Here is a 12,702-nt window from a genome sequence, read left to right as displayed (position 1 = left end):
AGGCCGACAACTTCGTTTTTGACAATGTCGGCGCGACCGTTCCCGAGCCCGCCAGCTGGGCGATGCTGATCGCCGGTTTCGGCCTGACCGGCGCCGCCATGCGCCGCCGTCGTGTTGCCGCCAACATCGCCTGAACCAGGCAGGAGCGTCGACGGAAGGGGCGGCCGGCGACGGCTGCCCCTTTTCCTGCCGGAATCCTGCGCATCGTGATCAGGTCCACGCTCCGGCGGCGAGCTGTTCATCGGCAGGCGGAAGCCGAAGCATTATTGATGTTGGCGTCGTCCGTGCAGATTGATGACGCGCGGGCATATGCCCAAAGGCGGGTCTTGGCAGAACCAGACGTTCAGCGACCCCGCCAGACATGACGGCATTGTCCCATGGCCAGCCATCGTGCTGCGACCGGCTTGAAGTGAACGAACCGCTGCTTCCGGGAAGCATTCGATCGTGCGGGAACGTCAAACTCTGGGGAGCAAGCAGACCGTTATGTTGCGCATCACCACCTCGACCGCCAGCGCGCATGATAGCGAAAGTGGGTGCAGGGCCTCAGGCCCTGCCCGCCGGAGGCTAATCTTCCTTTAATTTCAACCTCCAGGCGCCCACCCCGGCGCGGCCAGCACGAAGCCCGCAAAATCGAAGCCCGGTGCCACCACGCAGCTGACCAGTGCCCAGCCGTCGCGCGCTTCGGCGGCTTGCCAGTGGCCGGTAGGGATGGTGAGTTGCGGGGCGTGGCCGGCCAGCACGTCGCCGCCGAGGATGGTCCACACCGGCGCGGCATCGTCGGCCGGCGCGCAGCCCACCCACAGGGGCGAACCCGCGTGCCAGCACCAGATTTCGGTGGCGTCGACCGTGTGCCAATGGGAGCGCTGGCCCGCATCCAGAAGGAAATGGATCGCGGTCACGACCGCTCGCCCATCCCCGGCCACGCGCAAAGTCTCGCGATACCAGCCGCCTTCGGGGTGGGGAAACAGGCCCAGCGCCGCGATCAGGCGCTGGGCTTCGTCCAAATCACGCGGCCTTGTCGGCGATCATCAGGCGTTCCGGCTGTTTCAGGCCGGCGACGACATCCTTGTCGACTTCGATGCTTTCCAGGCCTTCGATACCCGGCAGATCGAACATGGTTTCCAGCAGGATGCCTTCCATGATCGAGCGCAGGCCACGCGCGCCGGTCTTGCGTTCGATGGCGCGTTTGGCGATGGCGGAGAGCGCATCGACGCTGAAGTTGAGCTTCACGCCTTCCATTTCGAACAGGCGGGCATATTGCTTGACCAGTGCATTCTTCGGCTCGGTGAGGATCTTGATCAGCGCCGGTTCGTCCAGGTCTTCCAGAGTGGCGATCACCGGCAGACGGCCGATGAATTCCGGGATCAGGCCGAAGCGCAGCAGATCTTCCGGCTCGCACTTGCGCAGCAGTTCGCCGACGCGGCGTTCATCCGGCCCGGCGACATGCGCGCCAAAGCCGATGGAGCGGCCCTGCATGCGATCGCCGATGATGCGATCGAGGCCGGAGAAGGCGCCGCCGCAGATGAACAGGATGTTCGTCGTGTCCACCTGCAGGAATTCCTGCTGCGGATGCTTGCGGCCACCCTGCGGCGGCACCGATGCCGTGGTGCCTTCCATGATCTTCAGCAGGGCCTGCTGCACGCCTTCGCCGGACACGTCGCGGGTGATCGACGGATTGTCGGACTTGCGGCTGATCTTGTCGATTTCGTCGATGTAGACGATACCGCGCTGGGCGCGTTCGACATTGTAATCGCTGGCCTGCAGCAATTTCAGGATGATGTTTTCAACATCTTCCCCCACGTAACCGGCTTCGGTCAGCGTGGTGGCGTCGGCCATGGTGAACGGCACGTCCAGGATGCGCGCCAGCGTTTGCGCCAGCAACGTCTTGCCGCAGCCGGTGGGGCCGACGAGCAGGATGTTGGACTTGGCCAGTTCAACCTCGGAGCCCTTGCCGCCGTGGTTCAGGCGCTTGTAGTGATTGTGGACCGCCACCGAAAGCACGCGCTTGGCGTGGAACTGGCCGATCACATAATCATCGAGCACCTTGCAGATTTCGCGCGGGGTCGGCACGTCGCCGGATTTCTTCACCAGCGCCGTCTTGGTTTCCTCGCGGATGATGTCGTTGCACAGCTCCACGCATTCATCGCAGATGAACACGGTCGGCCCGGCGATCAGCTTCCTGACCTCGTGCTGGCTCTTGCCGCAGAAGCTGCAGTAGAGGGTGCCTTTGCTGTCGCTGCCGCCCAGCTTGGTCATGGTCGTCCTTCCTCACGCCGGTCGGCCCCTACCGGCTTACAAACACGCCAGATTTGCCACTGACATGACAGTTTAACGGCAATTCGCCCTTGACCGCAAGGGCAGCCGCACGCTGCCCCACCAAGGGCAACAGCAATTAACTGTAATTTTGCACGACTTGGCAGTGTGCCATCACGCCGCCAACGAATCGCCTTCGGTCGGCAACGGCCGCTTTTCGGTGACTTCGTCGATCAGGCCAAAATCCTTGGCTTCCTCGGAGCTCATGAACTTGTCACGCTCCATGGCCTTTTCGATGACGTCCAGATCCTTGCCGGTGTGCTTCACATAGAGATCGTTCATGATGCCACGGATGCGCAGGATTTCGCGCGCCTGGATTTCGATGTCGGTGGCCTGGCCCTGTGCACCGCCCGATGGCTGGTGCACCATGATGCGGCTGTGCTTGAGCGCCTTGCGCATGCCGGGCTCGCCAGCGGCGAGCAGAAAGCTGCCCATCGACGCTGCCTGGCCAACGCACACCGTCGCCACCTTGGGCCGAATATATTGCATCGTATCATAGATCGCCATGCCCGAGGTGATCACCCCGCCCGGCGAGTTGATGTACATGTAGATGTCCTTCTTCGGATTTTCCGATTCCAGGAACAGCAACTGCGCCACGACCAGCGAGGCCATGCCGTCTTCGATCTGGCCATTCACGAACACGATGCGATCGCGCAGCAGGCGCGAGAAGATATCGAACGACCGTTCGCCGCGGTTCGAGCTTTCGATGACGATGGGAACGAGACCGGCGTTGGGACCATAGGGCGGAACAATCATGGGAATCTCCTCTGGCACCCTAGTTCGGACGTTTGCCAGCCAAGTTCAAGGGGGCACAGTGCCGCCAAAAACAACAGGCCCCCGCACGGCGGTGCCGGCGGGGGCCTGCAAAGCGAACGTGAACGTCAGGCCGTCTTCTTGGCGGCCTTCTTCGGCTTGGGCTGCGCCGCTTCGGCGGCCGGCTCTGCAGCCTCAGCCACAGGTTCGGCAACAGCTTCCGCATCGGCCTTCTTGGCGCGCTTGGCAGGAGCCTTCTTCGCTGGTTCAGCTTCCGCGACCGCTTCGACAGCCGCTTCGGCAACCGGTTCGTCAGCCTTGGCCTTCTTGGCGGCAGCCTTCTTCGGCTTTGCCGGCGCATGATCGTGATCATGGTCGCAATCCGGGCCATGCACATGGCCGGGATGGCCATGGGCCGCGCCAGTCGGCGATTCGTCTTCGCTTTCGATGGCAGCTTCCAGCTCGTCGCGGGTCACGCTGCGTTCCGTCACATCGGCCTTGCCGATCAGGAAATCGACCACCTTGTCTTCATACAGCGGCGCGCGCAGCTGCATGGCGGCCATGGCGTTTTCCTGGAAGAACTTCACCACCTTCTGCTGTTCGGCCGGGGCATAGCGCCCGGCTTCCTGGCCGATCAGCCGGTTCATTTCGGCCTGGCTGACGCTGATGCCGTTGCGCTGGCCGATTTCCGACAGCAGCAGCCCCAGACGCACGCGGCGCACGGCGATGCGGCGATAATCATCACGCTCGGTTTCGATCTGCGCGCGCGAACCTTCCGGATCGGCATCCTTGGCGGCTTCGGCTTCCAGCGTCTGCCAGATCTGATCGAATTCGGCATCGACCATCGATTCGGGCACATCGAAATCGTGACGCGACGCCAGCGTATCGAGCAGCTTGCGCTTCATGTGGGTGCGCGACAGGGTGCCCAGCTCGTTATCCAGTTGATCCTTCAGGATCTCTTTCAGCGCATCGAGGCTGTCGAGCCCGAAGCCCTTGGCAAATTCATCATCCAGCGCGGTTTCGGCCGGTATTTCCACGCCGGTCACGGTCACGGCAAATTCCGCCGCCTTGCCAGCCAGATTGGCGGCGCCATAATCGGCCGGGAAGGTCACCTTGATGGTGCGATCCTCGCCCACGGTCGCGCCCATCAACTGGTCTTCGAAACCCGGGATCAACTGGCCGGAGCCGATCGTCACCCGCATGCCTTCGCCCTTGCCGCCGTCGAACGGCACGCCGCCAACGCTGCCTTCGAAATCGATCACCACCGTGTCGCCGCCAGCCGCGGCATGGCCTTCCGGCGCCGGCTCGCTGCGCTGCGACGATTCGGCCAGGCGGGCGAGCGCCGCATCCATGGCGACATCGTCAGCCGGCACCACCAGCTTTTCCAGCGCCAGCTCGTCGATCTTCACATCGTCGATGGTCGGCAACACTTCGAGGCTGACGGTGAAGCGCGCATCGCCATCATCAGCGAGTTCGCCATCCACATCGACCTGCGGCTGGGTGGCGGGGCGCAGGCCGTGATCGGCGAGCACCTGGTTGACGCCATCGTTCAACGCCGCCTGCAACGCCTCACCACGCAGGGCCGCGCCGTGCATCTTCTTGACGAGGTTCGGCGGCACCTTGCCCGGGCGGAACCCCGGCATCTTGATGGTTTTCGACACTTCGGCCAGGCGGGCATCGACCTTGGCAGCGATGATATCGGCGGGGATCACCAGCGAATAAGCGCGGCGCAGGCCCTGGTTGGTGATTTCGGCAATCTGCATCGAAAAACCCGTCTTCCTGTCAAATTCAGTGAACATTCCCCCACGCGTCCGTGGCAAAAATGGTGCGGGCGAAGGGACTCGAACCCCCACGTCTTTCAACACCGGAACCTAAATCCGGCGCGTCTACCAATTCCGCCACGCCCGCACCCGGGGCTGGAAGCGGACGCGTATACCAGTGTGACCGGTCAGCGCAAGGCAACAAAGCCCGTCAATATTCGCGCGCGATCCCGGCGCGGCGCGCGCGGAAAGAAAAACGGCCGGCGCCGCGCAAGCTGCCAGCCGGTTGGACCATGGGGGCGGCGCGTCAGACGAGATTGAGCGAAAGCGCCGTGCCGGCAAAGCCCGCCAGCACCAGGCCGACCACCGATGCCACCAACCGCTTGCGTTTTTGCGGGGTGCCGACAAAGCGCTGGATCATCGGATGATCGTTGCGGCCGGTGGCGGCCCAGGCCATCAGCGCGATCCACAGCGCGAAGGAAAACAGCGACACCACGTTGAGCACCGCCAGCAGATGCTTGTCCGGATGGCCATTCACATAGGCGACCGCAGCGGGCAGGAAATTGAACACGCACAGGAACACGAAGCCGCCCCAGATGAGCCAGACCGCCGTTGCGCTTGCCGCCATTGCCTTGCTCCCGACCAATCGCTCGGCAGGCCCTCGCCCGCCGGTCGACTCAGTTCCCCCGCACGCAAAGGTTTACGTATCGTTAAGATTCTGGCAAGCAAATTCCCAACCATTTTGACATGCTTCTGCAAAGTGCCGCCCAAGGCGACACAATCGTCAAAAAAATCGGGTCAACCCAGCAGCCAGGTGCGCAGCAGCAGCGACACGGCGCCGACGATGGCGACACTGCCGGCCCACAACGCGGCGAACCAGAACAGCCGTCTGGCCAGGCGCGGCGTGGCCTCGGGCTGCCCCCCCTCCGGCTCACCCCCCAGAGGATCAGCCATAGAATTCGGCCCCGACCTTGCCGCGGAACAGCCAATAGGCATAGCCGGTATAGCCCAGGATCACCGGCAACAGCAGGACGACACCCACCAGCATGAAGCTTTGCGCATTGGCCATGGTGGCGGCCTGCCAGATGGTCACCTGCCCCGGGATCGCCCACGGGAAGATCGAGATGCCCAAGCCGATGAAGGTGAGCAGGAACAGCGCCTGCGCGAGGAAGAACGGCGCCATTTCGGCCCGGCGTTTCAGGGCGCGCACAAACAAGAAAGCCGTCACCGCCACCAGCAACGGCACCGGCGCCGAAAAATAGATCCCGGGGGCTTCGAACCAGCGGCTGAAATAATCATGGTTGAGGAACGGCGTGGCGAGGCTGACCGCGCCGACCGCGACAATGCTGGCCGCGCCACAGCGCCACGCCATGCGATAGGCGTGATCCTGCACCGCGCCTTCGGTGCGCCAGATCAGCCAGCAGGCCCCCAGCAGCGCATAGGCCGCCACCACCGATGCGCCGGTGAGCAGGGAAAACGGCGACAGCCAATCCCACCAGCCGCCGGCATAGCTGCGCCCCGAAACCTTCACGCCTTGCAGCACCGCGCCCAGGATGACGCCCTGGCAAAAGGCCGCCAGGGTCGATCCGCCGAAAAACGCGAAATCCCACAGCCAGATGCGGGTGGTGCGCGACCGGAACTTGAACGCCACACCGCGGAAGATCAGCCCCAGCAACATCATGATCAGCGGCGCATAAACCGCCGGCATCAGGATCGCATAGGCCAGCGGAAACGCCGCAAACACGCCGCCGCCGCCCAGCACCAACCAGGTCTGATTGGCATCCCACACCGGCTTGATGGTGGCGATCGCGGTTTCGCGCTCCGGCCCCGGCGCCATCACCGGAAACAAGATGCCGATGCCCAGATCAAAGCCATCGGTGATGACATAGACGAAGATGGCCAGGCCGATGATGCCGGCCCATACCAGGGTCAATCCAGGATCAGGCGCCATGCGATCATTCCGCCAGTTGGAAACCGAACGGCGAGTCCGGTGGCAAAGCCCCCACGTCGGCGGCCTGTTCGGGGTCGGGCATCTGTTCGGCCGGCGTCGGTTCGCCTGCCATCAGTTTCAGGATGAACCAGCTGCCCACGCCGAACACGAAGAAATAGACGAGGATGAAGGCCATCAGCGACGCTGCCACCGCCGGGGCATCCAGCGGCGAAGCACTCTGCGCCGTGCGCAGCACGCCAAAGATCGTGAAGGGTTGCCGCCCGGTTTCGGTGGTGATCCACCCGGCCAGCACGGCGACAAACCCGGCCGGCCCCATCGCCAGCGCCAGCCGGTGCAGCAGCGGCGTTTCAAACAGCCGCCCGCGCCAGGCACCCCACGCCGCCCAGGCGCCAAGCAGCAGCATCAGCATGCCCAGCCCGACCATCACGCGAAACGCATAGAAGGGCAGGGCAACCTTGGCGCGATTGTCCGGCGCCACCTTGTCCAGCCCCATGGTGGAGGCTTCCAGATCATGTTGCAGGATCAGGCTGCCGATGGCCGGGATCTCCACCTTGTAATGCATCTGCTGCGCCGCATCGTCGGGCACGCCGAACAGGATCAGCGGCGCGCGGCGATCATGGCTTTCATAATGGCCTTCCAGCGCAGCGATCTTGGCCGGCTGGTGCGCCAGCGTGTTGACGCCATGTTCGTGCCCGGCCAGCACCTGCAGCGGCGCCGTGACGGCGACCATGGCCATCGCCATGGCAAACATGATCTTCGTCGCCGGCTGGGCCGCGCGGCCAAGCTTGCGATCCTTCAACAGGTGGAACGCGCCCACCGCGCCGACCACCAAGGCCGTGGTGAGATAGGCGCCCAGCAGCGTGTGCGTCAGCCGATAGGGCATGGAAGGGTTGAAGATCACCTCCAGCCAGTTGGTGGCATAAAATTGCCCATTGGCAGCAATGGCATAGCCTTGCGGCGTCTGCATCCAGCTGTTGACGACGATGATCCAGAAGGCCGACACGGTGGTGCCGAACGCCACCAGGCAGGTCGCCATGAAATGCAGTTTCTTGCCGACCCGATCGAGCCCGAACAGCATGACGCCCAGAAAGCCCGATTCCAGGAAGAAGGCCGACAACACTTCATAGGCCATCAATGGGCCGATCACCGGCCCCGCCTTGTCGGAAAAGGCCGCCCAGTTGGTGCCGAACTGATAGGCCATGACGATGCCGGAAACCACGCCCATGCCAAAGGCAATGGCAAAGATCTTCAGCCAATATTTGAACAATTGCAGATACACATCGCGGCCGGTCTTCAGCCACAGGCCTTCCAGCACCGCCAGATAGCTCGCCAGGCCGATCGAGAAGGCCGGGAAGATGAAATGGAACGAGACGGTGAACGCGAACTGGAACCGCGCCAGCGACAGGGCAGAAATATCATCGAACATGTGAAGGTCCGTTCGCTCCTTCCCGCCGGCGTTGCAGCCGTGTAGGCGCATCCATCGGGATCAACAACGGCCCTATGGCGGGGAATCATGGCGACTGACATTGAAATTGCGCGCGCAGCGACATTGCGCCCCATCGCCGACATCGCCGCCGCCATCGGGCTGGGCAGCGCCGACATCGAACCGCACGGCCATCACATCGCCAAGCTGGCGACCGCGACGCTGGCCGATCTGCGTGACAAGCCTGCCGGCAAGTTGATCCTGGTCACGGCGGTGAACCCCACGCCGGCCGGCGAAGGCAAGACCACCACCACCATCGGGCTGGCAGACGCGCTGAACCGCATCGGCCGCCGCGCGGTGATCGCCCTGCGCGAGCCCAGCCTTGGCCCGGTGTTCGGCCGCAAGGGCGGCGCCACCGGCGGCGGCCAGGCGCAGGTGCTGCCGATGGAAAAGATCAACCTGCACTTCACCGGCGATTTCCACGCCATCACCTCAGCACACAATCTGCTGAGCGCCATGCTCGACAATGCGGTGCATTTTGGCCTCGCCATGCCATCGGGCTTGCCCGTAAACCCGCGCAGCATCACGTGGAAGCGCGTGTTGGACATGAACGACCGCGCCTTGCGGCAGATCGTGTCGGGCATGGGGCAAGGCAACCACCCGTTGCGTGAAACCGGCTTCGACATCACCGTGGCTTCCGAAGTGATGGCGATCCTGTGCCTGGCCGAAGATGTGGCCGACCTTCAGGCCCGCCTCGCCCGCATACGCGTCGCGAAAGACACCGCCGGCAATCCCGTCACTGCTGGCGACATCGGCGCGGCCGGCGCGATGGCGGCGCTGCTGGTGGAGGCGATGCAGCCCAATCTGGTGCAGTCCATCCATGGCTCCCCTGCCCTCATCCACGGCGGGCCGTTCGCCAACATCGCCCACGGCTGCAACAGCGTCATCGCCACCAGCGCGGCGCTGGCGCTGGGCGAATTCGCCGTCACCGAAGCCGGCTTCGGCGCCGATCTGGGCGCGGAGAAATTCTGCCACATCAAGTGCCGTTCCGCCGGGCTGGCGCCCGCTGCCGCCGTGGTCGTCGCCACGGTGCGCGCGCTGAAATATCATGGCGGGATGGCGCTGGCCGATCTGGGCACGCCCGACCCGGCTGCGCTGGGCCGCGGCCTCGAGGTGCTCGCCCGCCATGTCGAAAATCTGCGCAGCCTTGGCCTGCCTGTCGCCGTCGCCCTCAACGCCTTCACCAACGATCATGCCGACGAACAGCAACAAGTGCTCACCCACTGCCGCGACACGTTGGGGGTCGCGGCCCACCTCTGCCGCCATTGGGCCGATGGCCCGGCCGGTGCGGAAGAATTGGCCCGCAGCGTCGCCGCCCTCGCCGACGCCAACACCGACCCGCAACGCACTTTCACCCCGCTCTACGCCACCGGCACCGACGTGCTCGACGCGCTGACCCTTGTGGCCACGAAAATCCACCGCGCCGGCCATGTCACCCTGTCCCCGACCGCGCAAAAGCAACTCGCCGCGCTGCGCGCCGAAGGCCTCGCCAACCTGCCGGTCTGCCTCGCCAAGACGCCCTACAGCTTCACGGCGGATGAAAAGGTCCGCGGCGCCGTCTCCGGCCACGACCTCCCCATCCGCGAACTCCGCCTCGCCGCCGGCGCCGGCTTCATCGTCGCGCTGGCCGGCGACATCGCCACCATGCCCGGCCTGCCGAAAACGCCGTCGGCCATCGGGATTCATCTGGATACGCAAGGCCGGATCGAGGGGCTGAGCTGAGGCCCGGCAGCGCTCACTGGCCGGTGGACATGCCCCGTCCTGCTGCATGCGGCTCGCCGCCAGCGCGCGCCTAGATCAGATCACCCCCCGCGGCCGAGGCCGTCGTGCCATGCGCCTGATAGGCCTTGATGACGTTGCGGCCCACGGTCCAGCGGTGCACTTCATCCGGGCCATCGACCAGGCGTTGCGAACGGATATGGGTGTACCAACTCGCCAGCGGCGTATCCTGGCTGTAACCGAGCGCGCCGTGCAACTGGATGGCGGTATCGACCACCTTGTGCACCATGTGCGCCAGGAACACCTTGGCGATGCTGTTCTCCTGCCGCAGGTCCATGCCCTTTTCGGCCTTGTAGGCGATGTGGAGCAGCATCAGCCGCGCCATGTAAAGTTCGCTGGCGCATTCGGCGAGCATGAACTGCACGCCCTGGCGCTCGTGCAGCGGCTTGCCGAAGGTGGAGCGCTGGGTGACATGCGCGGTGGCCAGATCGAGCGCGCGCTGTGCCATGGCGACATTGTGCATGCCGTGCCTGAGCCGCCCATAGGCCAGCCGGTGCTGCCCCATGTTGAAGCCATTGCCTTCGCCGCCGAGCAGATTGTCGGCCGGCACCACCAGATCCCGGATCTCGATCTCGCTGTGGCCGCCGCCCATCACCTGGGACAGCGGGCCTTCGATTGCCATGGTCTTGATATCGCGCTTGATGATGTATCCGGGGTTGGGCAGTTCGACGATGAAGGTCGAAAACTGGCGATGGCGCGGCGCATCGGGATCGGTGCGTGCCATGACAACCGCCAGATCGGCCGCGCTGGCCGCCGACGAGAACCATTTTTCGCCGTTCAGCACATAATTTTCATTGCCGTCCTTCACCGCGGTGGTGCGCATGCCGGTGGCATCGGCGCCGGCGGCTTTCTCGGTCATCGAATAACAAACGCGCTTTTCGCCATTCAGCAGGGGTTTCAGGAACTTTTCCTTCTGGAACTCGGTGCCATGCGCCAGCAGGGTGAGCATCGTCGCATCGTCCGGCCCCTGGCTGTTCATCGACAGCGCGCCGAGATGGGACTGCCCCAACTCCATCTGCACCAGCGCATTGGCCAATGGCCCCAGCCCCATGCCGCCATATTCCTTGGGAATGAACGGCAACCACAGACCTGCGCTGCGCGCCTTGGCCCGCAGCCGCGCCAGCACCGTCTGGTAATCACCGCCGTCGTGCAGCTCCTTTTCCGCCGGCCGGCATTCGTCGTTCACCCATTGCCGCACCCGCTCACGAATGGCCTTGGCTTCGGCTGGAATTTCGAAATCGATCGACATGGTTTGGCTCCCCGCCCGGTTGTCGGCGCATCATATCGGGCGGGCACAGCCAGGCAACCTATCACCCGCCCCTCAGAAAAATTGTCCCAGCGGCAGCCAGCCGAGCAGGCGCAGCGCCAGACGTTGCAGCGCATTGGTGCCGGGTTCCGGCTGGATCAGGCGATCGTCCTCCCGCCAGGCCAGGCTGTCGCCGCACGCCTCCACGGCCCAGGCAAAGCGCGGCAGGCCGGCGTCCAGCGCTGTCGTCAGCCGGCCGGCCAATTCGGGCGAGTCGATCAGAAAGCCCAATTCGGTGTTGAAGCGCAGCGAGCGTTCATCGACATTCATCGATCCGACAAACAGCCAGCGGCCATCGACCACCAACGTCTTGGCATGCAGGGCCGCCGCGCTGCTGCGGAAAAAGCTGCCTCTGTCCGGCTGACGGCGCAATCGGCGCGGAATCAGGCCCAGCCGGGCGCGCGCGCCGCCCACCCCGCGCATTTCCCACAGGCGCACCCCCATCGCCAGCAGGCGCCGCCGCCACGGCGCATACCAGGCGTGGACCAGCGCGACATTGTTGGAAACCAGGCTGTTGGTCAGCACATCGACCTGCACCCCCCGTCCGGCCATGTCCGCCAGCACCGCGGCCACCGCCGGTGTCGGGATGAAATAGGCCGAGACCAGCAGGAAGCGCTGTGTCACCGGGCCCAGCGCAGCCAGCAATTGCGGCAACAACAGGCTGGACTGCGGCACGCGGTCGCTGATCTTGCCGGGCGGATCAGACAGGATGCGCACCGGCGCCCAGATGAAATCCTGCGCCGCATCGATCATCGCCAGCGTCGGCGGACTGCCGGCGGCGGCCAGATAGGCGTTGCGCAGCGGGCTCGGCTGCGGTGACGGCGTGCCCTGCACCCACGGCACCGGCACGGCAACATCCCAGTAACGCTGAAAATCGCCCTCCATGTCGCGCGCAATCGCGCCGATGGCCAGCACATCCAGATCGGCCGCCAACCCTGGGTTGCCGCCATCGAAATAGACATCGCCGATGTTGCGCCCGCCGATCACGGCGGCGATGCCGTCCACCGCCAGCGCCTTGTTGTGCATGCGCCGATTGAGCCGCGAAAAATCGAACAGCGCATTCATCCAGCGCCAGCGCCGCAGCCGCGCCGGGTTGAACAGCCGCAGTTCCACCTGCGCCATCGCCCAGCGATCGGCCTGCGGCGAACCGAAATCATCGAGCAGCAGCCGCACCCGCACGCCGCGTCCCGCTGCTGCCACCAATTCGTCCAGCAACAGCCGCCCGGCCACATCATCACGCCAGATATAATATTGGGCATCGATGCTGATCCGCGCCGCCCGCACCAATGCGATCCGCACCGCCAGCGCTGCCGGGCCATCACTCAGCAATTGCACGCCGCTTTGACCGGCATGCGTT

The 12,702-nt window shown here is 64.7% G+C and carries 11 protein-coding genes, 1 tRNA gene and 1 pseudogene; 2 read left to right on the top strand and 11 right to left on the bottom strand.

Translation table 11 applies throughout. From position 1 onward, the window contains the following. Positions 1-20: 20 nt before the first annotated feature. A pseudogene (locus ABWP22_RS15670) lies at positions 21-134 on the top strand (PEPxxWA-CTERM sorting domain-containing protein); the annotation flags it as partial. Between the two features lie 447 nt (positions 135-581). Here ABWP22_RS15670 and ABWP22_RS05865 read toward each other — a convergent pair. From ABWP22_RS05865 to ABWP22_RS05825, 9 genes are all read right to left on the bottom strand, one after another. After that, positions 582-1,004, bottom strand: coding sequence for a cupin domain-containing protein (locus ABWP22_RS05865; protein WP_353199025.1), 423 nt, complete (start codon positions 1,002-1,004; stop codon positions 582-584). Between the two features lies 1 nt (position 1,005). Then, entirely contained in the window at positions 1,006-2,256 is a 1,251-nt protein-coding gene (gene clpX / locus ABWP22_RS05860) for an ATP-dependent Clp protease ATP-binding subunit ClpX (protein WP_353199024.1), read from the bottom strand. Positions 2,257-2,427: 171 nt separating this feature from the next. Beyond that, complete coding sequence (gene clpP / locus ABWP22_RS05855; protein ID WP_353199023.1) at positions 2,428-3,069, bottom strand: ATP-dependent Clp endopeptidase proteolytic subunit ClpP; 642 nt, start codon at positions 3,067-3,069, stop codon at positions 2,428-2,430. Between the two features lie 125 nt (positions 3,070-3,194). After that, positions 3,195-4,829 carry a trigger factor gene (gene tig, locus ABWP22_RS05850; RefSeq protein ID WP_502951093.1) on the bottom strand — a complete coding sequence of 545 codons (1,635 nt, stop codon included), beginning with the start codon at positions 4,827-4,829 and terminating at the stop codon, positions 3,195-3,197. A gap of 60 nt (positions 4,830-4,889) precedes the next feature. Then, positions 4,890-4,974, bottom strand: a tRNA-Leu gene (locus tag ABWP22_RS05845). A gap of 159 nt (positions 4,975-5,133) precedes the next feature. Next, on the bottom strand, positions 5,134-5,454 hold the full coding sequence (locus ABWP22_RS05840; protein ID WP_353199021.1) for a superinfection immunity protein: 321 nt from the start codon (positions 5,452-5,454) through the stop codon (positions 5,134-5,136). A gap of 170 nt (positions 5,455-5,624) precedes the next feature. Continuing rightward, entirely contained in the window at positions 5,625-5,780 is a 156-nt protein-coding gene (locus ABWP22_RS05835) for a DUF2474 family protein (RefSeq protein ID WP_353199020.1), read from the bottom strand. After that, on the bottom strand, positions 5,773-6,777 hold the full coding sequence (gene cydB / locus ABWP22_RS05830; RefSeq protein WP_353199019.1) for a cytochrome d ubiquinol oxidase subunit II: 1,005 nt from the start codon (positions 6,775-6,777) through the stop codon (positions 5,773-5,775). The genes ABWP22_RS05835 and cydB overlap by 8 nt, the downstream gene beginning before the upstream one ends. A gap of 4 nt (positions 6,778-6,781) precedes the next feature. Then, the gene (locus ABWP22_RS05825) at positions 6,782-8,203 is read right to left on the bottom strand and encodes a cytochrome ubiquinol oxidase subunit I (RefSeq protein ID WP_353199018.1); all 1,422 of its coding nucleotides are present in this window, start codon (positions 8,201-8,203) and stop codon (positions 6,782-6,784) included. An 87-nt stretch (positions 8,204-8,290) separates the two neighbouring features. On the opposite strand from ABWP22_RS05825, the gene ABWP22_RS05820 reads away from it, so the two are divergent. Continuing rightward, positions 8,291-9,982 (top strand): formate--tetrahydrofolate ligase, encoded by a 1,692-nt coding sequence (locus tag ABWP22_RS05820; protein WP_353199017.1) that lies wholly within the window; start codon positions 8,291-8,293, stop codon positions 9,980-9,982. 70 nt (positions 9,983-10,052) lie between these two features. Here the strand turns inward: ABWP22_RS05820 and ABWP22_RS05815 are convergent, their stop codons facing one another. After that, a complete protein-coding gene (locus tag ABWP22_RS05815) occupies positions 10,053-11,288 on the bottom strand; it encodes an acyl-CoA dehydrogenase family protein (protein WP_353199016.1) in 1,236 nt (411 codons plus the stop codon). Between the two features lie 72 nt (positions 11,289-11,360). Further along, the gene (locus tag ABWP22_RS05810) at positions 11,361-12,680 is read right to left on the bottom strand and encodes a phospholipase D-like domain-containing protein (RefSeq protein WP_353199015.1); all 1,320 of its coding nucleotides are present in this window, start codon (positions 12,678-12,680) and stop codon (positions 11,361-11,363) included. Between the last annotated feature and the right edge of the window lie 22 nt (positions 12,681-12,702).

Origin of the sequence: Sandarakinorhabdus sp. (assembly GCF_040398665.1) — a bacterium.
GTDB lineage: Bacteria > Pseudomonadota > Alphaproteobacteria > Sphingomonadales > Sphingomonadaceae > Sandarakinorhabdus.
Note: the sequence above shows the minus strand (reverse complement) of the source record. Positions and strands in the feature narration are given on the sequence as shown.